Source organism: Chitinophaga pendula, assembly GCF_020386615.1.
GTDB classification, from domain to species: domain Bacteria; phylum Bacteroidota; class Bacteroidia; order Chitinophagales; family Chitinophagaceae; genus Chitinophaga; species Chitinophaga pendula.
This window is the reverse complement of record NZ_CP077769.1, coordinates 226,666-250,894: the sequence shown is the minus strand read 5'-3', so window position 1 is coordinate 250,894 and position 24,229 is coordinate 226,666. Positions and strand designations below refer to the sequence as shown.

The 24,229-nt window shown below is 49.8% G+C and carries 19 protein-coding genes; 14 read left to right on the top strand and 5 right to left on the bottom strand.

Features of this window, described 5'->3' with window-relative positions; genetic code table 11:
* Positions 1 to 155: 155 nt before the first annotated feature.
* From KTO58_RS00920 to KTO58_RS00905, 4 genes are all read left to right on the top strand, one after another.
* Complete coding sequence (locus KTO58_RS00920; RefSeq protein ID WP_095841194.1) at positions 156 to 1,472, top strand: ABC transporter substrate-binding protein; 1,317 nt, start codon at positions 156 to 158, stop codon at positions 1,470 to 1,472.
* Positions 1,473 to 1,636: 164 nt separating this feature from the next.
* Positions 1,637 to 3,532, top strand: a complete 1,896-nt coding sequence (locus tag KTO58_RS00915) for a carbohydrate-binding protein (RefSeq protein WP_095841195.1) — start codon at positions 1,637 to 1,639, stop codon at positions 3,530 to 3,532.
* Positions 3,533 to 3,858: 326 nt separating this feature from the next.
* Positions 3,859 to 4,884 carry a ligase-associated DNA damage response exonuclease gene (locus KTO58_RS00910; RefSeq protein WP_095841196.1) on the top strand — a complete coding sequence of 342 codons (1,026 nt, stop codon included), beginning with the start codon at positions 3,859 to 3,861 and terminating at the stop codon, positions 4,882 to 4,884.
* A gap of 10 nt (positions 4,885 to 4,894) precedes the next feature.
* Entirely contained in the window at positions 4,895 to 6,499 is a 1,605-nt protein-coding gene (locus KTO58_RS00905) for an ATP-dependent DNA ligase (protein ID WP_095841197.1), read from the top strand.
* Here the strand turns inward: KTO58_RS00905 and KTO58_RS00900 are convergent.
* A complete protein-coding gene (locus KTO58_RS00900; RefSeq protein ID WP_095841198.1) occupies positions 6,483 to 7,865 on the bottom strand; it encodes an MFS transporter in 1,383 nt (460 codons plus the stop codon). The genes KTO58_RS00905 and KTO58_RS00900 overlap by 17 nt on opposite strands.
* A gap of 120 nt (positions 7,866 to 7,985) precedes the next feature.
* On the opposite strand from KTO58_RS00900, the gene KTO58_RS00895 reads away from it, so the two are divergent.
* A complete protein-coding gene (locus KTO58_RS00895) occupies positions 7,986 to 8,483 on the top strand; it encodes an Lrp/AsnC family transcriptional regulator (RefSeq protein ID WP_095841199.1) in 498 nt (165 codons plus the stop codon).
* A 13-nt stretch (positions 8,484 to 8,496) separates the two neighbouring features.
* On the opposite strand, the gene KTO58_RS00890 is transcribed toward KTO58_RS00895, so the two are convergent.
* The gene (locus KTO58_RS00890) at positions 8,497 to 9,090 is read right to left on the bottom strand and encodes a hypothetical protein (protein ID WP_095841200.1); all 594 of its coding nucleotides are present in this window, start codon (positions 9,088 to 9,090) and stop codon (positions 8,497 to 8,499) included.
* A 79-nt stretch (positions 9,091 to 9,169) separates the two neighbouring features.
* Between KTO58_RS00890 and KTO58_RS00885 the strand changes: the two genes are divergently transcribed.
* The 3 genes from KTO58_RS00885 (at position 9,170) to KTO58_RS00875 (ending at position 12,084) form a co-directional block, all read left to right on the top strand.
* Complete coding sequence (locus KTO58_RS00885) at positions 9,170 to 10,030, top strand: helix-turn-helix transcriptional regulator (RefSeq protein WP_095841201.1); 861 nt, start codon at positions 9,170 to 9,172, stop codon at positions 10,028 to 10,030.
* Between the two features lie 59 nt (positions 10,031 to 10,089).
* Positions 10,090 to 10,965, top strand: a complete 876-nt coding sequence (locus KTO58_RS00880) for an SMP-30/gluconolactonase/LRE family protein (protein WP_095841202.1) — start codon at positions 10,090 to 10,092, stop codon at positions 10,963 to 10,965.
* A gap of 75 nt (positions 10,966 to 11,040) precedes the next feature.
* Positions 11,041 to 12,084, top strand: coding sequence for a S66 peptidase family protein (locus tag KTO58_RS00875; RefSeq protein WP_095841203.1), 1,044 nt, complete (start codon positions 11,041 to 11,043; stop codon positions 12,082 to 12,084).
* Here KTO58_RS00875 and KTO58_RS00870 read toward each other — a convergent pair.
* Positions 12,077 to 13,402, bottom strand: a complete 1,326-nt coding sequence (locus KTO58_RS00870; RefSeq protein WP_095841204.1) for an NCS2 family permease — start codon at positions 13,400 to 13,402, stop codon at positions 12,077 to 12,079. The two genes, KTO58_RS00875 and KTO58_RS00870, sit on opposite strands and share 8 nt — an antisense overlap.
* A gap of 56 nt (positions 13,403 to 13,458) precedes the next feature.
* On the opposite strand from KTO58_RS00870, the gene KTO58_RS00865 reads away from it, so the two are divergent.
* From KTO58_RS00865 to KTO58_RS00855, 3 genes are read left to right on the top strand one after another with little or no spacing between them, the layout of a single operon-like run.
* Positions 13,459 to 15,921 (top strand): ligase-associated DNA damage response DEXH box helicase, encoded by a 2,463-nt coding sequence (locus KTO58_RS00865; RefSeq protein ID WP_095841205.1) that lies wholly within the window; start codon positions 13,459 to 13,461, stop codon positions 15,919 to 15,921.
* A gap of 38 nt (positions 15,922 to 15,959) precedes the next feature.
* The gene (gene pdeM / locus KTO58_RS00860; RefSeq protein WP_198315061.1) at positions 15,960 to 16,613 is read left to right on the top strand and encodes a ligase-associated DNA damage response endonuclease PdeM; all 654 of its coding nucleotides are present in this window, start codon (positions 15,960 to 15,962) and stop codon (positions 16,611 to 16,613) included.
* 27 nt (positions 16,614 to 16,640) lie between these two features.
* Positions 16,641 to 17,540, top strand: coding sequence for a histone deacetylase family protein (locus KTO58_RS00855; RefSeq protein WP_095841206.1), 900 nt, complete (start codon positions 16,641 to 16,643; stop codon positions 17,538 to 17,540).
* 116 nt (positions 17,541 to 17,656) lie between these two features.
* Here the strand turns inward: KTO58_RS00855 and KTO58_RS00850 are convergent, their stop codons facing one another.
* On the bottom strand, positions 17,657 to 18,409 hold the full coding sequence (locus KTO58_RS00850; RefSeq protein WP_095841207.1) for an XRE family transcriptional regulator: 753 nt from the start codon (positions 18,407 to 18,409) through the stop codon (positions 17,657 to 17,659).
* A gap of 108 nt (positions 18,410 to 18,517) precedes the next feature.
* Between KTO58_RS00850 and KTO58_RS00845 the strand changes: the two genes are divergently transcribed.
* Complete coding sequence (locus KTO58_RS00845) at positions 18,518 to 18,973, top strand: hypothetical protein (protein ID WP_095841208.1); 456 nt, start codon at positions 18,518 to 18,520, stop codon at positions 18,971 to 18,973.
* A 102-nt stretch (positions 18,974 to 19,075) separates the two neighbouring features.
* Here KTO58_RS00845 and KTO58_RS00840 read toward each other — a convergent pair whose 3' ends face one another.
* Positions 19,076 to 19,744, bottom strand: coding sequence for an SdpI family protein (locus KTO58_RS00840; protein WP_095841209.1), 669 nt, complete (start codon positions 19,742 to 19,744; stop codon positions 19,076 to 19,078).
* Between the two features lie 332 nt (positions 19,745 to 20,076).
* On the opposite strand from KTO58_RS00840, the gene dinB reads away from it, so the two are divergent.
* Together dinB and KTO58_RS00830 are read left to right on the top strand one after the other, a co-directional pair.
* Positions 20,077 to 21,246 carry a DNA polymerase IV gene (gene dinB / locus KTO58_RS00835; RefSeq protein WP_095841210.1) on the top strand — a complete coding sequence of 390 codons (1,170 nt, stop codon included), beginning with the start codon at positions 20,077 to 20,079 and terminating at the stop codon, positions 21,244 to 21,246.
* A complete protein-coding gene (locus KTO58_RS00830) occupies positions 21,237 to 24,203 on the top strand; it encodes a DNA polymerase III subunit alpha (protein WP_095841211.1) in 2,967 nt (988 codons plus the stop codon). The genes dinB and KTO58_RS00830 overlap by 10 nt, the downstream gene beginning before the upstream one ends.
* Positions 24,204 to 24,229: the final 26 nt, after the last annotated feature.

Sequence of the window (24,229 nt, the reverse complement as noted above, 5' to 3'; positions counted from 1 at the left end):
TTGTGATAAGCCGTAAACTTCCGTCAATAAGCCTGTAGGGGCGCTGTGATCAAAGTAGTTGACATACAGTGATTATAGTGTTCTGAAAGCCTTACTACCGGCGGTTTACGGCTTCCTCCTGTATTAGGAATGATTTTTGTAAAATTACTGTTGCTATGAGTCAATCGAATATATTGAGACCACTAACAGCAGCGATGGTTTTGGCAGTATTGCTGCTATCCGCCTGTTCCACGTCGAAAAAGAGTACGAGTAAACGTACGGAACCGACTACGACATCGACTAACAAATCTACCCCGGAAAAGAAGACCCCGGAAGAGAAGAAGGTCGCCGGTAAGGCTCCTTTTAATGTACCCGCTTTTGGTCAGGTGGAGAAAAAAGATGTTTACAATGTTGCCATATTTGCGCCGTTGTATCTGGATTCTGTGTTCAACAATACGTTGGAGATTCCCGGGCGGACGATGCCGCGGTATGTGTTACCCGGGCTTGATTTTTACGAAGGGGCGCAGCTAGCCCTGGATACTTTGCAGCAGCAGGGGTTCCGGTTGAATGTATTGGTCTATGACAGCAAAGCCAGGCAGAAGACTATTTCCAGCCTGATCCGCAGTAAGAACCTGGACCAGGTGGATCTGATCATCGGGGCGGTGAATACGCCGGAGTTGAAGGAGTTGAGTGATTTTGCCCGTGACAAGCAGGTTAACTTTGTATCTGCTACTTATCCGAACGATGGCGGTATCAACAACAATCCCTTTTTGCTGATTGCCAACAGTACGTTGAAGACGCATACGGAGGCGATACAGCACTATGTACAGCAGGCTTTTGCCACTAAAAACATTGTGTTGCTGCGCAGGAATACTCCATTTGAGGGACGTATTGCTTCGGATATCAAAGCCGCATATGATAAGCTGGACAACAATAAGAAATCGCGTATACGGGAGGTGATCTGGAATGAGGGAACGAGTGACAATGATCTTGCGCAGTACCTGCTGACCGACAGGCCCAACATCTGTATCGTTACGGCGATGGATGAGCCCGGGGCCAAGTCTATCCTGAAGAAGCTGAGTGTACAGTCGGCGGCTTATCCGTTGCAGATATTTGGGATGCCTACCTGGGATATTATGAAGTTCAAGGAGCCGGAGTTGAAGACTTTGCAGGTGTATTATTCCAGTCCTTATTTCAATGACAAGAACAGTGTATACAGCAAGTACATTTTTGATTATTTCAAGCGGGTGTATAAAGCCAGGCCATCGGATATGGCGTTTAAGGGATTTGAGATGACGTATTATTTTGTGCGTCAGCTGGTGGCTAACGGGGTTTATTTCAATACGGCGGTGAATGATGCTACCAAGCAGGTATTTACACGTTTTAATTACCTGCCGGTGTACCTGAATGGCGATGAGGTGCCCTCTTACTTTGAGAATAAGAACATCTATATTATCCAGAAGGGGGATAGTGTGGATATCAAGATGAACTAAGTGTACTAAATACGTTAAGTTATTATGAGGCCGCCGGGGATTTCCGGCGGTTTTTTTATTTGTGGGTGGGCGGTAGGGGGTACTAGTATTTTAGCACTAATTTAGCTAAATTGGATATTGATAACCCTTTTCCACGTCTATCACCATTTAAAAACTCAGGCCCCATGTCAACCAACATGTCCCTATGCAAACGTTTCCTGCAAACGTTTGTACTTTTAGCCCTGCTGCTGACGGCAGCTTTCCATGTACAGGCACAAGCTCCACGTTTCAAGGTCATTGCCTTTTACAATGGTACTTTTGACGCCGCCCACATCAATTTTGTTAAGGAGGCCAACCAATGGTTTCCGACGATTGCCGCCCAGTACAATTTTTCGTACGAGGCTACTAACAACTGGAACAATCTGAATCTGAATTTCCTATCGCAGTACCAGGTGGTGCTGTTTCTGGATGATCAGCCGTTCAATGCGGCCCAGCGAACTGCTTTCCAGCAGTATATGGAGAATGGCGGTGGTTGGATGGGCTTTCACGTATGTGCTTTTACGACCAATCCATCTGGCTGGAGCTGGTATCACAACACCTTCCTGGGTTCGGGTTCATTCCGGAGTAATACCTGGGGGCCGACCACGGCGGTGTTAAAATGTGAGGACCAGACGCATCCCAGCACGCAGCGTTTGCCCGGGACCTTTACTTCTGCTGTAAGTGAGTGGTACAGCTGGAGTAATGACCTGCGTAACAACGGTAACATCCGTATCCTCTGTTCTGTAGACCCGGTAAGTTTTCCGCTGGGTACCGATCCTAATCAGTCGTGGTATAGCGGCTATTATCCCATCATCTGGACCAATAGGAACTACAAGATGTTGTATGCCAATTTTGGGCATAACGATATGAACTACACGACGAATACTGCGAAGTCGTCGACTTTTGCCAGTGAGATCCAGAATCGTTTTATCATTGACGGTCTGTTATGGCTGGGCGGTGTAGGTACGGGCCCTGCTCCTGCCCTACCGATACCCGGTACGGTGCAGGCGGAGAGCTTCACGACCATGTCTGGTATTCAGACGGAGGTGACTACTGATGCCGGTGGCGGTCAGAACGTAGGTTATACTGACGCTGGTGATTGGCTGGACTACAAGGTGAAGGTGCAGGCGGCAGGTACTTACAATGTGCAATACCGGGTGGCCAGTCAGAATGGCGGCGGCAGTATCCAGTTGCGGTCGGGCAGTAATGTGCTGGCGACTACGGCAATACCCTCTACCGGAGGATGGCAGGTATGGACGACGGTCAATGCTACTGCTACGCTGGCAGCCGGTGAGCAGACCTTACGTATTCATGTAGCCAGTGGCGGGTTCAATCTTAACTGGATCCGGTTTGCTTCGGCATCGAATCCATCCAATGCCCCGGTAGGTCAGGTGATCACGTTGAGAGGCAACAATAACCAGTATGTAAGTTCGGAGAACGGTACTAAAGCGATGCTGTGTACCCGTCCGGCTCCGCAGACCTGGGAGCAGTTCAGCGTAGTGGATGCCGGTGGCGGTAAGGTAGCGTTGCGCAGTATGGCCAAATATGTTTCTTCCGAGAACGGTGCGGCCCCTATCACCTGTAACCGTGCGGCGATCAGTGTTACTGAGCAATTTGAATGGATACAGAACGATAACGGTACCATTTCGCTGCGTGGCAGCAATGGTAACTACGTTTCTTCCGAGAACGGCGTTGCTTCGATGACCTGCAGCCGTCCTACTGCCGGCGCCTGGGAGCAATTCACCTTCACGTCTGTAGGGGCTGTACAGCGGAGCTTCACTGCCCCGGAAAAAGAGGCCGGTGGCATCGTGGTGTACCCTAATCCTTTTGGTGCGCAGCTTAATTATACACTGCCTGATAAATACAGCACTCATACGGCGGTGTTGTATGACCTTTCCGGACGTGCGCAGCTGCGTAGTATGGTGAAGGTTCGTCAAGGTAACTATTCATTGGATGTGAGCAAATTGCCCAAAGGGTTGTATATCCTGGATATCTCCAGCGGTGACTACCATCAGCGGACAAAAGTGCAGAAAGCTGAATAGGGCCTATTGCTACGCTGGCCAATAAACAGTTCCCCCGGGAGTTTAAAAGGGGCTCCCGGGGAACTGTCTTCAGTGAACATGAGCTATACAATGACTATACGTGAACTACATGAAAGGTGGACGTGAACTATACTTGAGCTATACCCTAATTAAGGGAAAGGTGGACATGAACTATACTTGAGCTATACCCTAATTAAGGAAAAGGTGGACGTGAACTATACCTCAGCTATATCGTTACTACGGGAGAGGCGGATTTAAGTGATGGGGCGTATATGCCCCGAATGCGGCATTTACACACCTGGCTGCAAAATTGCGGATATTTGCGTATGAGTTTATTACAATTCACGGAGAAGGGTATTTACTGTGCGGCCGGGGATTTTTTTATTGATCCCTGGCGGCCTGTGGAACGGGCGGTGATCACACATGCACACGCGGATCATGCCCGGATGGGTAACCAACATTACCTGTGTACCCATAGTAGTGTTCCTTTACTACGGTTGCGGTTAGGAGCGGATATTAGTGTGCAGGGGGTGAACTACGAGGAGGTGGTGCGGTACAATGGGGTGCAGTTGTCATTGCATCCGGCCGGGCATATTATCGGGTCGGCGCAAGTGCGGGTGGAATACCAGGGGGAAGTATGGGTGGTGAGCGGGGATTATAAGCTGGAAAACGACGGGTTGTCGCCACAGTTTGAGCCGGTGGCCTGCCATACGTTCATTACGGAGAGTACGTTTGGGTTGCCGATCTATCGTTGGCTGCCGCAGGAGGAGTTATTTGGGAACATGCGGCAATGGATTGCCGAGAACCGGCAGGCCGATAAAAGTTCGGTGTTGATCGGGTACAGCCTGGGTAAGGCGCAGCGGTTGCTTTATCATTTGCGGGATGTTACGGACCGGTTCCTGGTGCACGGGGCGATCGCGGTGCCGCATGCGGTACTGTTGGCGGAGGGATGGCCTTTGCCGCCAGTGGAGCGGATCACGCCGGAGACACCTAAAAGTGCCTTTAAAGGCAGTGTGATCATTGCGCCCCCTTCGGCGGTGGGTAGTACCTGGATGCGGAAGTTACAGCCTTATTCACTCGGTATTTGCAGTGGATGGATGCAGGTACGCGGTAATATGCGCCGGAGTAATGCGGACGCCGGGTTTGCGCTTTCGGACCATGCGGACTGGCCGGGGTTGCTAGAGGCGGTGAAGGCTACCGGCGCCAGCCGGGTGTTGACCACTCACGGGTTCAGCAGTGCTTTTGCGCGGCACCTGCAGGAGTTGGGGATAGAGGCCGGAGAAGTTAAAACGGAGTTCGGACAGGAAGAAGAGGAAGCTATTACTACACCGGAAGACCAGACGACCACTTAACAATATCGCTATGGAAAGATTCGCGCAACTTGTAAAGTTGATCAGCAACAGTACGAAGACCAATGAGAAGCTGGAGGCATTGAGCCATTATTTTGCCACTGCTGATGAGCGGGATAAGCCTTGGGTGCTGGCGCTTTTTTCGGGACGGCGGCCTAAGCGGACGGTCAATTCCACACAGCTGAAAAACTGGTGTTTGCAGTTGACGGGACTAAGTGAGTGGTTATTCGAGGAATGTTATCATACGGTGGGAGACCTGGCGGAGACGATCGCTTTGTTGTTGCCACCGAACGAGGGTCAGGGCAGGCAGCCTTTACATTACTGGCTGGACCAGTTGCAGGTGTTGGAGAAGGCGGCGGAGGCGGATAAACAAGCTTTTATCCTGCAGGCTTGGCAGGAACTGGATACCAGTGAGCGATTGGTTTTCAACAAGCTGATCACTGGTGGTTTCCGTATCGGGGTATCGCAGCAGATGATGGTGAATGCGTTGGCACAGACATATAGTATTATACCTGCTACGGTATCTCATATGATCAGCGGCAACTGGGACCCGCGGCAGACGACGCTGGAGGCGTTGCTGACGGAGGGGCATTCTGGTGCGGACGCCTCCAAGCCCTATCCTTTTTATCTCGCTTATGCGTTGGAAGGCGGGCCCGCTTCGCTTGGTGTTCCTGCGGACTGGGTAGCGGAGTGGAAGTGGGATGGTATCCGTGGGCAGCTGATCAAGCGGGACGGGCAGTTGTTTGTATGGTCGAGGGGGGAAGAACTGGTGACGGAGAAGTTCCCGGAGTTTGCGCCTTTGCTGGAGCGGTTGCCGGAGGGGGTAGTGATCGACGGGGAGATACTGACGTATTCGGGGGAGGCTCCCCTACCCTTTCAGACGTTGCAGACACGTATCGGCAGGAAAAATGTGACCCGTAAGCAACTGCAGGAGGCGCCGGTGATACTGCTCTGTTATGACCTGCTGGAATATGAGCGGCGGGATATACGGCAGGAGCCTTTATGGCAGCGACGTCAGTGGTTGGAATCGCTGGTGGAGCAGGTGAACCATCCTGCTTTGCGATTATCGCCGGTGATCACTTTTGACGACTGGGATGTGCTGACAGGTATCCGCATGCAGGCAAGAGATAAAGGCAGTGAAGGATTGATGTTAAAGCGCCGGGATTCGTCCTACCAGGTGGGGCGTAAGCGCGGTGACTGGTGGAAGTGGAAGATAGACCCCTATACGATAGACGCAGTGATGATCTATGCACAGAAAGGGCATGGGCGGCGTTCCAATCTATATACGGACTACACATTTGCCGTCAAGAACGGCGATCAGCTGGTGCCCTTTACCAAAGCCTATTCGGGCTTGACGGATAAGGAGATCAACGAGGTGGATAACTGGGTGAAGCGGCATGCGATCGAGAAGTTTGGCCCGGTGCGTACGGTGAAACCGGAGTTGGTATTTGAGATTGCTTTTGAGGGTATTGCGACCTCCAACCGGCATAAGTCGGGGGTGGCGTTACGGTTCCCGCGCATCAACCGATGGCGGAAGGATAAGCCGGTGGAGGAGATCAATACATTAGAGGATCTGCAGCAGTTATTGCGAAGCACATTGGTTAATGGACAGGGATAGCGGTATGCTGACGCGGTTCGCGGGCGATGGTGACCAGCAGTACTCCCATTGCGGCCATTGATACCAGTACCAGCAGGGCAGGTAGATACGGCGACCAACCTTTGAGTATGTCTGTTTGCATCATGAGGGAAACGAGGGCGAGGCCCAAGCCTCCACCCATAGCGTTTCCGGTTACATTTACCCCTGCGGCCAGCCCATGTTGCTGTTCAGGAACGTCCTGTACGGACAGGATGGTCAGGCAAGGGAATGCGATGGCCATTCCCAGCGAGTTAATGCTGAGTATAGCCGCATATATAAAGAAATCTGGATAAAAGCCTATTGTAGCGAGTATGAAGCAGATGATCCCGGTAAACATGCCAATATTACCGGCAATGGCGGTCCTTGTTACCCCCAGTTTCCGGAACATCCAGGGCAGCAAAAACTTAGACACCAGTGCCGATAATATGCTGAAAGGAAACAGCAGGATGCCAGCATCCCTGGCTGAGTAGTGGAGGGATTCCTGCAGGAATAAAGATAACAGGAACACGTAGCTCATAAAGACGGTACCCAGCAAGATGGCTCCTGAATTACCGATGATTACACTTTGCCACCTGAAGAGGTGGAAGTCTATTAATGGTGCAGGGTGTTTTCTTTCTCTCCGTATAAAATAGTAAGCTAATACGATAGTGATGGTGAGCAGTGAGACGTAGCTTTTATAGTGGCTGCCTACGGTGCCCAGTGCGTGTACGAGATAGGCGATGAGTATCATGATCGTGGTGAGCAGGACGCCACTGATGATATTGTTGGCGGCAGCTGTCGCCAGGCGTGCATCTGCCGGGATATAAAAGTACCCCAATAGTAATACTCCCATGATGACAGGTAGGTTGATAAAGAAAACCCATTGCCAGCCGGCGTAGCTGGAGAGTATGCCTCCGGTAGCCAGGCCGGTGGCAAAACCGATGGCGGCCATGGCGCCGAATATGCCCAATGCTTTATTCTTTTCTACCGGATCGGTAAAGGTGGCGGTGATCAGGGCGATGGCTGCGGGAATGGCCAGTGCGGCGCCGGCGCCCTGCCATCCGCGACAGATGAGGAGCCAACTGTACTCATTCGTAAGCCCGGCACCCAGGGAGGCGATCATGAACAAAGCGGCGCCGGTGAGAAACATTTTCTTTTTGCCCCAGATATCTGCGAGGCGTCCTCCTAACAATACGCATCCTCCATAACACAGAACATATACGGTCTGTACCCATTGTATGGCCTCGTCTCCGAAATGAAAATGTTGTTTCATTTGGGGGATGGCCATGTTAAGCACGGATACGTCCAATGCTTCGAAAAATATGGCCAGGCAGGAAACGATCAGTATAATGTTCTTCTGTGTAGTCATATGCGCTTGTTTCGTTCTATGCAAACGTATAAACAAAGAACAAATTTGATATACCTTCCTGTAAATTCAGTAAATTGTAGAACATTAGCACCTATTTACAGAACAATATGCTGAAATACTATGGTTTGGGGTATTAAAAGAGAAGAACCTGCAGGGCAGGCGATCAGTTTGGATGAGAAGGACATGCATATATTGCGGTTATTGCAGGAGGATGCCAAGATGACGATCCGCGATATTGCGGCGCAGCTGCATCTGAGTACTACGCCGGTGTATGAGCGTATCCGGCGTATGGAGCAATCGGGGGTGATACAGCAGTATGCGGCGATCGTAGATCCGCGGAAGATCAACCGGGGGTTGACGGTGCTTTGTTATATCACGCTAAAGGAGCACGGTACGAAGGCCGGAGGCAAGTTCATTAATGAGATCATTGGTTTTCCGGAGGTGACGGAGTGTCTGAATGTTTCGGGGGAGTCGGATTTTCTGTTAAAGATACAGGTGCGTGATATGGATGATTACCAGGCTTTTTTTGTGAACAAGTTAGGTGAGGTGGACAATATCAGCCATATGAAAAGTTCATTTGTGATCTCTGTGATCAAGACTACGCATAAGCTGACCTGAGAGGTCTGCTATATTATTCGATCTTTTTGTATTGATCGTATGCGGGGAAGGAGATGTATTCTTCTCCGACACCGGCGCCGGGCTGGTGAACGGTGATAGCGGAGCAGATTGGATTGGCGGCATTAGCGTCGCCGGTCATCTCGAAAGCGATCCCTCTTTTCTTGTCGTCATATAGTGTGATCCGTTTGCCGGTGTGGGTATCTTCGTATACGGCGACCTGTTTGAGATAGGGGAAGGCGCGTTTTATGCCGTGGAGGGGTGTACCTACTTTTATGCCTACCAATGTTTTAAACGAAGTGGTATTGATCCTGATCTGTTTGATGAGCATATCTGGGCCATCGGGGTGGCGGCGTTGGAGGTATACGGCCAGGTAATGTGCGGAATCTATCTGTTTATTTTTATCGCGACCGTACCAGATGGACCATGCTTTTCCCATGGCGGCATCGCCTCCATCGGGGCGGCCTAATTGTTGACTGAGTTTTTCACCGGTGGCGCCGATAGTGGTCTTACCAATATATTTACCCGGTTCTATACGCCAGGCGCTCTGAGCATTTGATTGAACTGCCATTCCTATGAGGCTGCATAACAGTAAGTATATGTGTTTCATAGCCCTTTCTTTTACTGGGAGGGGTGCAAAAAGCAAGCCAGCCTGTACATACGGCTGGAAGAAGTCGTAACTTTAGGCTATGCTCAGATATCCTGCATTAACGAATGGCATCCCTGTACCGATGGAAGGTTTTGGTCCGACCCCTGCTATTTACAAGCAAAGTACCACGTCCCACCGCAAGACGGTATATCTCACGGAACATATGATCCTGTTTATTCAGCGGGGTCGTAAGGTGTTGCATTTTGGTGAGCGGACGGTTGAAGCGGACAGTAACACGTTCATGATCATGAAAAGCGGTGTGTATGTGATGTCGGATGTGGTGCCGGAGGAGGGGATGTATGAAGCGGTGTTGCTTCATTGTACGGATGAGCAACTGCGTAATTTCCTGGTACAGTATGACTTGATGCCGGCGGCGCCTGTAGCTGCGGGACCGGATCAATTGCAGCTACCGATGAGCTCCTTGCTGGAGACCTTCCGGAAGCAGTACCTGGAGTATCTGCAACGGCCGGCGGAGCAATTCCCGGCTATTCAGGCATTAAAGCTGCAGGAGCTATTATTGTTACTTGTATCGGCTCCTTATAAGGCAACGATATTGCCTTTTTTGCAGCAGATAGCGCATCGTGTGCCGGCGGATATCGATCATGTGGTGCACACACATTTGTTCCAGCCGGTGACCATAGGAGAATTGGCCCGTCTCTCTCATCGTAGTCTGGCTGCTTTCAAGCGGGATTTCCAGGAAAAGTATCAATGTTCTCCCCGTAGGTGGATTACGCAGCAGCGGTTGCAACATGCGCATATGTTATTACAGAACACACAGGAGCAGGTGGCTAATATAGCCTTACAATGCGGGTTTGACAATGTGCCGCATTTTATCCGCATCTTCAAGCAGACGTATGGTTTTACGCCTAACAGTATCCGGACCAAAAGAGCAATTTTTTGAGCTTTCAGCGTTATCAGCGGGGCTGACCGGACTTTTACTTTTGTATAAAATTATACAACATGAAAGTTCAAGTCTTATTGGCTGGCATATCTTTACTGCTCACTTCCCAGTTATCTGCGCAAACGAAGGTTTCCTATCTTACTACTGCTCTCCGGCATCCGGAAAGCGTCATTTCTGACGGTAAATATTACTATGTATCTGATATAGGCGCTGCTATGCAGCCGACGGTAAAAGACGGTGACGGCGCGATCGTCCAGTTGTCTGCGGACGGGCAGGTCCTTTCTGCCAATATTGCAAAAACGCCACTGGATGCACCCAAAGGTTCTGCTATCATCAAAGGGGTGTTGTATGTAGCGGATGTGGATAAGATCCGTGCGATCTCGCTGGCTAGCGGTGAAGCGTTAGCTACCATCGACTTCAGTACCTATAAGACCTCTTTTCTGAATGATGTGGTGACAAAGGATGTGCATACGCTTTTTGTTACCGCCAGCGACCTGGGCAAAGTGTTTGAGGTACAGCTTGGCGCTACGCCGGTGATCAAGGATCTTGGTGTTACGCTGCCGATGACGAACGGATTATCTTATGAAGCGCATCAGCAACGGTTGTACATTAACACGATGGGGGCGCGCGGTGATGGCGAAATAGGTTTTATCAGCTGGCAGGCAGGCAAAGCGGTGTATAGCCGTATTGGTAGTGACAGTGGTATTTTTGACGGACTTGCGGTAGTTGATAAAAATACGCTGGTGTATTCTGACTGGAGATCTTTTGAAAAGGTGGCCGGTGTGTTGAAAAAGATCGATGTCCGCAGTGGGGCTGTGGTGAGTGTGCCGTTGCCGGTTATTGCGGGGCCAGCGGATTTTTACTATGATGCGAAGCATCATCGTGTATTGTTACCAGTTATGTTAGAGGGTAAGATACAGGTGATTGATCTTTGATGCGATATTTCTCCATGGTCACCTGTTCGTGCAGGTGGCTATGGATGATTGGCAAATAATGCCTATTTTCCTGTTATGAACAGGAAATCTTTTTTATCCCGTATGCTGGGAGCAGGTCTGGCTCTCCCCTTCTCCGGTACTTTAGCGTCGGCGGCACCTGCTGTTGCGCCTTCCCGTTCTCCTCTTATTCCCCCTTATTTATCTGCCGGTGATACCATCGGCATCACTTCTCCTGCCGGTTATATTACGCATCAGGAGATACAACCTGCGATCCGTCTTCTGCAAAGCTGGGGGTTCACCATTCGTGTGGGTAATACTATTGGCAAACGAGATTTCAGCTTTGGCGGTACTGATGCGGAGCGTTTGCAAGATTTGCAGGCGATGCTAAACGATACCGGGATCAAGGCTATTCTGTGTGCCCGTGGAGGTTATGGGTGTGCGCGTATATTGGATCGGCTGGACTTTACTATTTTTTCCAAACATCCGAAATGGGTGATCGGCTTCAGTGATATTACGGCGTTGCTTTGTCATATACACCGGCATACTGGTGTAGCGACGATCCATTCCAAGATGTGTAATAGTTTTCCGGATAGTTTTGAGCAAGCGGATGCTGTTGTGCAGGATACGATCCTTTCTATCCGGCGGGCGTTGCGAGGCGATGTGATGCAGTATACGGCGCCGGTGCATGCCAATAACCGGCCAGGCAGTGCCAGCGGGTTGCTGGTAGGCGGTAACTTATCTATGTTGCAGAGTATTGCGTCTACGAATTCGGAGATAGATACGATTGGTAAGATCTTATTTCTCGAAGAGGTGGGTGAATACCTATATAGCCTGGACCGTATGCTAGGCAATCTGCAACGTTCCCGCAAGCTGGATAGCCTGGCGGGATTGATCATTGGCGGTTTTAACCGTATCAGGCCGGATGATCCCGGTGAGGAGTTTGGCCGTAATCTGTATGAGATTGTGCTGGATAAGGTACGTGACTTCGGGTACCCTGTATGTTTTGATTTCCCTACCGGGCATCAGAAGAACAACTATGCGCTTAAGTGCGGCGTGATGCACCGGCTGGACGTAGGGAAAGAGCAGGTGTTGCTACGGGAGCTTAAGCCGGTTATTTGATCAGGAAGGTCATGATGAACAATATTGACAATATATACATGATGGGGCTGATGGCTTTATATTGCCCTGTTAATACTTTCAGTAATACATAAGACAACATACCGAAAACGATACCTTCTGCGATGCTGTAGGAGTAAGGCATCATGGCGATGGCGAGGAATGCCGGCAATGCTTCTGTTACGTCGTTGAAGTCTATCTTGGTGACGGCGGTCATCATGAGCATACCGACGATTATCAATGCTGGTGCGGTGGCTGCTTGAGGTATCATGGCGAACAGGGGTGCAAAGAACAGGGACAGGAGGAACATGCCGGCGATGGTGAGGGCGGTGAGGCCGGTGCGGCCGCCGGCGGCGATACCACTGGCGCTTTCGACGTAGGCGGTGACTACGCTGGTGCCCATGAGGCCTGCTACGGTGGTACCTACAGCATCTGCCATCAGTGCCTGTTTGGCCCTGGGCAGTTTGCCATTGGCATCCATTAGTCCGGCTCTGTTGCACAAGCCGATGAGGGTACCGACGGTATCGAAGAGATTTACCATGAGTAAGGTGAACAGGATGACTACCATGTCCAATGTGAATATCTTGTCGAACTCCAGTTGAAACGCGATGGGGGCTACGGATGGTGGTAAGCTCACGAGGCTGCCATTTTCCGGCCAGTGAGTGAGGCCGAAGGGGATGCCGGCGATGGTGGCGGCGAGAATGCCTATGAGGAGGGCGGCATTGACCTTTTTGTACATCAGTACGGCGGTAACGATTATGCCGATGAGGGCGATGAGGGGGCCGGCGGCGGTTACTTCTCCCATTTTGAGGATGACGCCTTCCAGTTTGCCATCGCCGACGTGTCGCATACCGGTCTGGATAATGCCTGCGTTGGCCATACCGATCAGCGCGATGAGCAAGCCGATGCCGACGGAAATGGCATGTTTAAGATTTTCGGGGATGCTATCGATGATGGCTTCGCGTATGCGGAATAGGGACAGGAATATAAAGATGATGCCTTCGAGGAAGACGGCGGTGAGGGCGAAACGCCAGTCGTATCCCATGGCGGCGACGATGGTGTAGGCGAAGAAGGCATTCAGGCCCATGCCGGGTGCGAGGCCTATCGGCAGTTTAGCATAGCATGCCATGACCAGTGTGCCGGCGGCGGCGGATAGTGCGGTGGCTGTGAGCAAAGCTTGAAAATCCATGCCTGTTGTGGACAGTATGATGGGATTGACAGCGAGGATGTACACCATGGTGGAGAAGGTGGTCAATCCGGCTAATATCTCTTTACGGACGGTGGTCCGGTTTTCTTCCAATCTGAAAAACTTTGCTAACATGGCGCAAAAGTAGTGAAATGGGGAAAGTTCTCCATTTTGGTGTAATTTCATAGCTTATGACGAAAGGATGGAAAGTGATCACGGACTGGCTTGCGGCCAAGGAGTTGCAGCCATTTGCGTTTCAGGCGGAAGCCTGGGAACATTATCAGCGAGGTCGCTCCGGCCTTGTAAATGCTCCTACCGGTTATGGTAAGACCTACTCTCTTTTTCTTGCTGTTGTGATCGCCTGGATCGATGCACATCCGAAGGATTATCAGCAAAGGACCAAAAACGGTTTACAGTTATTATGGATCACGCCGTTGCGTGCGCTCGCCAAAGATATTGGCCGGGCAATGGAGGAGGTATTGCAGGAGCTAGGCATTCCCTGGCAGGTGGGGTTACGTAATGGTGATACGCCTATGGCGACGCGGCAGGCGCAGAAGAAACAGATGCCGGAGATTGTGATCATCACTCCGGAGAGTCTTCACTTGTTGATCGCGCAAAAGGAGTATCCTAAAGTATTTAAGACCTTACATACTATCGTTGCGGATGAGTGGCATGAGCTGCTGGGCAGTAAACGCGGAGTGATGATAGAGCTGGCACTTTCGCGGCTGAAGGGATTAGCGAGAAAGGAAGGTCGTCCGCCGTTGAAGTTGTGGGGAATATCGGCGACGATCGGCAATCTGGAGGAGGCATTGGATGTGCTGCTTGGAGAGCGGGATGAGCGTTCTGTGATTGTACGGGCGAAGCTGCAGAAACAGATCAACCTGCAGAGTATATTACCTGATGAGATCGAAAAATATCCGTGGGCGGGGCATCTGGGTACGAAGTTGCTTTACAAGGCATTGCCTATTATCATGGAGAGTCAGACGACGCTGCTCTTTACCAATACACGCGGCCAATCGGAGATATGGTATCAGGAGATATTACGGCAATGTCCGGAGCTGGCAGGCGCTATTGCCTTACATCACGGTTCTATAGACATGGAGTTGCGGATATGGGTGGAAGAAGCCTTACATACTGGTATTCTGAAGCTGGTGGTATGTACTGCCAGTCTTGATCTGGGGGTGGATTTCCGCCCGGTGGATACGGTGATACAGGTGGGCAGTCCGAAGGGGGTGGCGCGTTTTTTTCAACGAGCGGGGCGTAGCGGTCATCAGCCCGGTGCGGTGAGTCGTATACATTTTCTGCCTACTCACTCGCTGGAGCTGGTAGAGGCTGCTGCTTTGAAGGCTGCTATGGGGGAAGATATGATAGAAAGCCGGATGCCAGTGTTGTTAGCATACGATGTATTGTTGCAATACCTGATGACGCTGGGTATCTCTGACGGTTTTTATGCGGCGGAGATATTTGCGGAGGTGCAGGGTACTTTCTGTTACCGTGATATTACGACGGAGGATTGGCAGTGGATACTATCTTTTCTGACGACGGGAGGGGAAGCGTTATATAGTTATGATGAATTCAAGAAGCTGGAGCGGGAAGGGGATCTGTTCATCTGTCGTAGTCGTATGCTGGCTTTACGGCACCGGTTGCATATCGGTACGATTGTCAGTGATGCGATGCTGAAGGTGAAGTTTATGGGCGGCGGTTATATCGGGATGATAGAGGAATGGTTTATTGCGCGGTTGCAGCCCGGCGATACATTCGGGCTGGCGGGGCGTATACTGGAATTTGTGATGATCAAGGATATGACGGTGCTGGTACGTAAGTCTTCTGTGAAGCGGGCGACGGTGCCCAGCTGGATGGGTGGGCGTATGCCGTTGTCGGCTAACCTGGGGAAGATCCTGCGGCGGAAGTTCAATGAAGCGTTGTCGGGTGATACTACTGATCCAGAGTTGCTGGTATTACAACCATTATTTGCTTTACAGGAAAAGTTATCTCATATTCCTACTGACCAGGAGTTACTGATTGAAAAGATCCATACGCGGGACGGGTATCACCTATTCGTGTATCCTTTTGAGGGGCGGCTAGTGCACGAGGTGATGGCTGCATTGCTGGCGTACCGTATCAGTCAACGGCAGCCTATTACTTTTTCTTTTGCGATGAATGATTATGGCTTTGAGTTGCTGAGTGATCAGCCTATTCCTGTTACGGCGGAGGATGTGCGGGAGTTGTTCAGTACGGAGCGATTACATATAGAGTTGCAGACCAGTGTGAATGCTACGGAGATGGCGAGGCGTAAGTTCCGCGATATTGCGGTGATCGCCGGACTGATCTTTCAGGGGTATCCTGGTAAGCAGAAGGCTAACCGGCATCTGCAGTCGTCGGCATCTTTGTTATTCAATGTGTTTAAGGACTATGATGCGCACAACCTGTTGTTGCGACAAGCTTTTAATGAGGCATTCTTTTACCAGATGGAGGAGGCGCGTTTGCGGGAGACGATGGAGCGTATCTATCATGGCCGGATCGTTATTACGGAGCCGGATCAGTTAACGCCGTTTTGTTTTCCGATCAAGGTGGATAGTTTGCGGGAGAATCTTACCAGTGAGAAGCTGGAGGATCGTGTAAAGAAGATGTTGAACAAACTGACCGAAGATTAATCCCTATTTTTGTGCCTCTTTAAAAAAACAAGCAGGACGTGGAGGAAGTGGTATTTCATTTCAAGCAGCAGCAGTGGCGGTTATTAGCCAGTAAGGCGATCTATTGGGAGGAAGAGCAAGCGTTGATCGTATCGGATCTTCACCTGGGTAAATCGGCACATTTCAGGAAGGCGGGTATTGCGGTACCTGCCAATATTATACAGGAGGATCTATACCAGTTACAGCAGCTGATCACCCGTTATTGTCCGCAGCGTGTTATTGTGGTCGGGGATATGTTTCACAGCAGTACCAACAATGATGTGGAATATTTCCGGTTATGGCGGCGGCAATTCCTGCAATTGCGTATTGAGCTGGTGAAGGGTAATCATGATATATTACCGGCTGCACTTTATGCATCTTTATCTGTACAACTTCACGATGAGCTGACCATTGGTAATATTCGTTTTATTCATGAGCCCTGTGATGAGGGTGATGGGGAAGTATATACTTTTTCGGGGCATATACATCCTGGTATGGCGGTGAGTGGGCAGGGGCGCCAGCGGTTACGGCTGCCCTGTTTTTATTTTGGCCGGCACTGTGCGGTGTTGCCGGCGTTTGGTAAGTTTACCGGACTTGCGATGATCACACCGGAGGAGGATGAGACGGTATTTGTGATAGCGAATAAGGATGTGATCCAGGTGAGTGGTAATTGATCATTTATTTATTTCAGTGATTACACCATGTTTATTGCCTACGATCCTATATATGCACACCCGTTGCCGGAGGGGCACCGTTTTCCCATGGTAAAATATGAATTGATCCCTGCGCAGTTGCTGCGGGAGGGAGTGATCAGTGCGGAACAGGTATGGCAGCCGGCACCGCTGGAAGAAGCTATTATTTTACAGACACATGATGCCGCTTACTGGCATAAGTTACAGCATCAGACGTTGAGTGATAAGGAGCAGCGGCGTATCGGGCTGCCGCAGTCGCCGGCATTGACGTTACGGGAGATTGTGATCAGCCGGGGTACGATCGACTGTGCTTTGCATGCTTTGCAACACGGGGTGGCGCTGAATGTGGCTGGTGGTACGCATCATGCTTTTGCGGATCGTGGTGAAGGGTTCTGCCTATTGAATGATTTTGCTATTGCGGCCAATTACCTGTTGGGGCAGGGGTTGTCGCAGCAGGTGTTGATCATTGACCTGGATGTGCACCAGGGGAATGGGACGGCGGCGTTATTTGCTGATAATTCGCGGGTATATACTTTTAGTATGCATGGGGCGCACAATTATCCTTTTCATAAGGAGGTTTCGGATTGGGATATTCCATTGGCAGATGGTTTGGATGACGCGGGTTACCTGGGATTGTTGGAGGAGGCATTGCCGGTGTTATTGGAGCGGGTGCGGCCTGATTTTGTTTTTTATCTTTCTGGGGTGGATATACTGGCGACGGACCGCTATGGTAAGTTGCGGGTGACGGAGCGGGGCTGTATGCATCGGGATGAGTTAGTGTTCCGAGCGTTGGCGAGGGAGGGCATACCATGTGCGGTGGCGATGGGAGGAGGTTATTCTACGCGGATCAGGGATATTGTGAATGCGCATTGCAACACTTTCCGGGTGGCGGCGGCGATCTATCACTAGATGTATGGGCATGACATTATGAATCCGGGAGGGCTGTTGGGTCCTCCCGGATTCATTGCATTAGGGGGTTGTTGTCAAGGATGATATTGTTGAGTAGAATGGCGTAAATGAGTGTGTCAGTTCTTCATTTTTTTCTTGAGCATGCTTACCTGGTCTTGCAGGTGGCTGACCATATCGGCGAGGTGGTTTACGCTCAGGCGGCTTTGTTGGCCGGATTTGCTGATGACGGCATCTGATTGCCATAGTTCGAGTATTTCGTCCATTCCGACGGAGTAGGGTTCGAACTGTGGGTTATCGGATACGAGGGTCACTTTACCCTTGGTGCGGTTGCTTTTGAGGACACGTTTAAAGACGATTCCTTCTCTGCTGGTGACTACGACATAGGTTTCATTGTTTTTGATCTCTTCCCAACCATCTACTTTATGGCAGACGATGACGGAGCCGGAGGTAACGGGTAACATGGAGTCTCCGGCTATTTCGAAGGCTCTGTAGTTGCCGGCGCCCAGCATAGGGAGGGTGAAGGTGTTGAGTTCTTCGATGAATTCGTCGTCATTATATCCGGCGAGGTAACCAGCGGCGGCTTTCACGGGGACAAATTCGATGGCCTGGCGGCTATTGCCCATTTTTTGCTGGCGTCTTCTTTCGAGGAAACTTTCCTTCGGGGAGGAGAGGTCTCTTCGGAGGAGGTCATCTATAGAGACGCGGAACATATCGCTTACCTGTTCGAGTACTTCGGTGCGAGGTTCGGCGCGTTCTTCTTCATAGGCTCCGAGGAGGGAGCGTTTGATACCTAGTTTATCGGCAAACTCCTGTTGTGTCCAGCCTTTTTGCTTGCGCAGGAATTTAAGATTCTGGCATACTACTGACATAATCTAAATTATTTAGTACTATACTAACAAAATTAGCAATTAATTTTTGGAATTACCAAATTATATTGCGCGGCTTGGCTTATTTTTGCTGCGGTTAAATCTGATATTATGAACGATACGTTGCTATTAGTACATTCTGTATTGAGATGGGCGATCCTGTTATCTGCTCTTTGGGCTGTTTTTCGTGCATGGAAGGGGGTTAGCAGTAATGCGCCTTTTGCTGCTGCCGACAATAAGGCTGGTCTTTTCTTCCTGATCTTTATGGATCTTCAATTGTTGATAGGTCTGGTAGTTTATTTCACCAGTCCGCTGGTAACGGCTGCCCGTGCGAATATGGGTGCTGCTATGAAAGATCCTGCGCTGCGTTTCTTTTCCCTGGAGCACGTGTTGCTGGCGGTGGTAGCGTTGGTGTTGGTTCATATCGGGCGTTCCAAGGTGAAAAAGGCGCCTACTGATGCGGCGAAGCATAAGAAGGCGTTGATCTTCTTCGGCCTGGCTTTGCTGGTGCTGTTGCTGATGATCCCCTGGCCGTTCCGTGCTGCTTTAGGCAGAGGTTGGATATAAGTAATGATCAAATCACTTTCTACATAAAAGTAAGGTCCCGGTAATCAGCCGGGACCTTTTTTTGTGTCAACCAAATCTACATACTAAAATATGGTATCTCTTTTACCCTTTATCCTCGTTGTCGAGGCGGAAAGAATATATATAGGGCAGTGCTGCGAGCAGTGCTGCTACTACAATAATGAGGAATACGCCGGTAACGAGGGGCAGGAAGAAGCCCGCTACAATGATCACGATGCCGGTACATAGCCAGAGGGTCCCTGCCATGGCATGTGTTTGTTTCCAGATATTATCATCCTTCAAAGTCCAGGGGGTTCTGACGCCTACGAAGTAATTGGGTTCCAGTCTGCGCAGGTAACCGCCTAAGACGACGATCAATGCGCCGACACCGACGAACGCCCACCGTTCCATGATCAGGGGTCTTCCCTGGCTGACGATAAATATGATCATGCAGGTAAACAGGGCCAGATAGAGGTGGATGAGCCAGCGTATCCGGTAATATTTACGGTGGAAGGATGCTGCTATGGAGACGTCTGTATCGCTTTCTTTGGGAAGGTAGCGGAACAGGAAATAGAGCAGCAGGTTTGTAAGGAACAGAAAGATCATGACAAGGAGAAAATCGTTCTTGCTTCCGATACGTTGGGGTGCTCCTTCAGCATCAAAGTTAGACGGTAATATTTCCGGTAGTGAAGGCCAGATCAATCCCAGGTAGACCATGGGGATGAGCAGCAGGATCAGGAATATTACTTCTGTCAGATAGTCCGGTTTTTTCATAGAAAATAGTTTTAGTTGAAATGACTATTTCCCTGTTCTATAGTGTTATAGTTATTACACATAGCAGGTGAATTATGTTCTATTTCATGATAAAAATAACCCTACCCGAAGTTTGTCCGCTGTCAGTATGCCTTTACCCTCGCCTATCCATATATTATTAATTGTCAGTCACTTACTCACCTAATTACTAATATAATTAGTAATAACTAAAAATATTAGTACATTTGTTACCGAACAATAACAATAGCCGGGACTGGATCATTGCCACTATTACGAGTATATCGGTACAAACTTCAGACCATTACGTTTCCTGTATCTTTTATTCAACGTATATGATTGCTTTAGCGGATAAACGGACGATCGCACATTTTGACCTGGATTGTTTTTTTGTATCTGTGGAATGTCTTCGCGATAGTCAATTGAAGGGTAAGCCGTTATTGATCGGCGGTCATAGTGATCGTGCGGTGGTGGCGGCATGCAGTTATGAGGCGAGGCGGTATGGTATTCATTCGGCGATGCCGATGAAGACGGCGTTACGTCTTTGTCCGCACGCGGTTGTATGTGGCAGTGATCCGGAGCAATACAGTGTGATGTCGCGGGTAGTGACGGAGATTATTGCGGATCAGGCTCCACTATATGAGAAATCGTCTATCGATGAGTTCTACCTGGATCTAACGGGGATGGATAAGTATTTTGGTTCGATGAAGTGGACGGTGGAGTTACGTCAGCGGATCATGCGTGAGACGGGGTTACCGATCTCGTTTGGGTTATCAGCTAATAAGATGGTATCGAAGGTAGCAACGAATGAGGCGAAACCCAACGGGCAGCTGGAGATACCCTTTGGCGGGGAGAAGATTTTCCTGGCGCCTATGCGTGTGGAGAAACTGCCCATGGTTGGTAAGGAGACAGCGTTACAGTTGCACCGGCGGGGGGTAGAAACGGTAAAGACGCTCAGCGAGGTACCTGTGGCGTTGCTTGAGGCGTGGTTGGGGAAAAACGGTATATCGTTGTGGAACAAAGCGAATGGTATTGATAACTCCCCGGTGATTCCCTATCATGAGCAAAAGTCGATCTCTACGGAACATACTTTTCAGGCAGATACGATCGACATGCGTTTTTTGCATGCGGAGCTGGTGAGGATGACGGAGAAGGTGGCTTTTGAGTTACGTCAGCAGGATAAGCTGGCTGGTTGTATCACGGTAAAGATCCGTTATGCAGATTTTGAAACGGTGAGCAAGCAGTTAAGTATTGCTTATACCTGTAGTGATCATGTGTTATTAGCGAAAGTAAAAGAGTTATTCAGCAAGTTATACGACCGGCGGCAGCTGGTGAGGTTATTAGGTGTACGGGTATCTCACCTGGTACAGGGCAATTACCAGATCAGCCTTTTTGATGATACGCAGGAGATGATTGCGCTCTATCAGGCGATCGATCATATCAAGCACCGTTTTGGATCACAATATCTGATGAAAGGCACCAATGTGAAGAAAGCATGTACCTGAACTGCAAAACATATTTCAGCCTGCGTTATGGCACGATTGATACGGAAATACTGGTAAAAACGGCCAGAGATCATGGGATTACGTCGCTGGCACTGACCAATATCAATATTACTTCTGATACCTGGTCTTTTGTACAACATTGCCAGCGGTATAATATCAAACCTATATTAGGATTAGAATGCAGGAACGGGCATACTTTCCGTTATATTTTACTAGCCAGGGATATGGAAGGCTGGTTGCATATCAACCAGTTCCTGTCCCATCATTTACATACGGATACTCCTTATCCGGAGCGTGCCCCTCTCCTTCCGGGTACTTTTGTGATATATCGCTGGGGGCAATTTGATCCGAAGCTGCTGGCTCCCCATGAATTAATTGGTATACGGCCCCGGGAGGTCAACAAATTATTCCGGGTGGATACACTTTCCTGCAAGGATAAACTGGTGGTATTGCAACCGGTGACCTTCCAGGATTCTGCGTATTATGAACTGCATCGTGTATTACGAGCGGTGGATCAGAACATCCTGATCAGTCAGCTGGCAGGTGAAACTATTGCGGCGGCGGATGAGCATTTTATTGCACCGGCGGCGTTACTGGATCATTTCCAGGCATATCCGCATATTGTGCGTAATACGCTGTTGGTGATGGAGGCCTGTTCTGTACAATTTGATTTTAAGGTACCCCGGAACAAAAGGACTTTCACGGGGAGTGTTGCGGCGGATCATGCGAAGCTGCGGGAGTTGGCTTATGCCGGCATGGAGCAACGTTACGGGAAGGATCATGCGGTGGCGCGGGAGCGGATCGAGAAGGAACTTCGAATTGTTGACCAACTGGATTTCAATAGTTATTTTCTTATCACCTGGGATATTATCCGTTATGCGAGGCATAAAGGCTTTTTCTATGTAGGCAGGGGGAGCGGCGCCAATTCTATCATTGCTTACTGTTTGCACATTACAGATGTGGATCCTATTGCGCTGGATCTTTATTTTGAACGATTCCTGAATCCACAGCGGAGTTCTCCGCCTGATTTTGACATTGATTTTTCGTGGAGGGACCGGGACCAGATCATCAGTTATGTATTTGAAAAATACGGGCAGGCGCATACTGCGTTACTAGGCATGGTATCGACGTTCCAGCGAAATGCGATCGTGCGGGAGTTGGGTAAGGTGTATGGATTGCCGAAAAGGGAGATCGACCTTATTCTTGAGCATCCGATGAGTATGTCATTGAATGGTGATGATATACAGCGGAAGATATTGGCGTATAGTAAGCTGATGACGGAGCAGGATGAGCAGGAGAAATCTTTTCCTAATCACCTGAGCATTCATGCCGGTGGTATCCTGATCAGTGAGGCGCCTATTCATCAATATTGTGCTACTTATATGCCGCCCAAAGGTTATCCTACTGCGCAGCTGGATATGCATCAGGCGGAGGCGATCGGGCTTTTCAAATTTGATATACTCAGTCAGCGGGGGCTGGGGCATATACGGGATGCGATCACGATGATCAAGGAGAATAAGGGGGTAGAGATAGACATTCATGATGTGCAGCGTTTTATGCAGGATGAGCAGGTTAGGCAGCAATTGCTAGCGGTAAATACGATCGGTTGTTTTTATATCGAGTCGCCGGCGATGCGACAATTATTAAAAAAGTTACGATGCGGAGATTACCTGTCGCTGGTGGCAGCCAGTTCTATTATCCGTCCTGGTGTGGCGCAATCGGGTATGATGCGGCAATATGTACAACGTTACCGGCAGCCGGAGACGGTACACTACCTGCATCCTATCATCGAGCAGTTGCTGAAAGAGACGTTTGGGGTGATGGTGTACCAGGAGGACGTGATCAAGGTGATACATGCCTATGCGGATATGGACCTGGCGGATGCGGATATATTACGCCGGGCGATGGCGGGTAAGTATAGAGGGCGGGATACCTTTGCGAGTATAGAGCGGCAATATTTTGATAACTGCATGCGGCTGGGTCGTCCGCGGGAGACCAGTGAGGAGTTGTGGCGGCAGATATCCAGTTTCTCTGGCTTTTCGTTTTCGAAGGCACATTCTGCCAGTTTTGCGGTGGAGAGTTATCAAAGTTTATATCTCAAGACTTATTTCCCTGCGGAGTTTATGGTAGCGGTGATCAATAACTTCGGGGGGTTTTATAACCGGGAGCTTTATTTCCGGGAGTTGCAGCGTACGGGCGTACAGGTATGTCCTCCCTGTGTCAATAACAGTGAGTATTATACGCGTATCAGCGGAGCAATCGTTTATACGGGGTTTATTCACCTCGAGCGGCTAGAGGAAGGGTGGATATCGCATGTATTAAAAGAACGTCAGCAGCATGGTCCTTATGCCGGTCTGGAGGATTTTACGGAACGTATCCATCCTGCTCCTGAGCAGTTGGAGTTGCTGATCCGTATCGGCGCATTCCGGTTTACGGGTTGTACCAAGAAGGAGTTATTGTGGAAGAGCAGCCTGTTGCTACGGGCGAGGGAGGGGCACGGTGATCTATCATTATCGCTGTTCCAGACGCCTGTGGTGAGTACCAGTGAGCTACCGGCGCTTACTTATCACCGGCATGAGGATGCGTTTGATGAGATTGACCTGTTGGGGTTCCCGCTTTGTTCTCCTTTTGAGGTGCTGGAGCATGACCAGGAGGCATATATTACGGCAGCGGCTTTTCCTGTTTATCTGCGGCAGACGGTATTTTTGCTAGGTTACCTGGTCTGTACCAAATATAGCAGGACGCAGCAGGGAGAGCCGATGTGTTTTGGCACTTTTTTGGACAAGGAAGGGATGTTTGTGGATACGGTACATTTTCCGGACAGTTTACGGCGTTGTCCTTTTCAGAAGGAGGGATTTTATGTGTTGCAGGGTGTTGTAAGCCGGGAATATGACGTATATACTTTGGAAATCAATTATATGCGAAAGATTGGATATTTTGAAGACAAAGTGTTTTAAGACGACAAAAATACCTATCTTTGTGA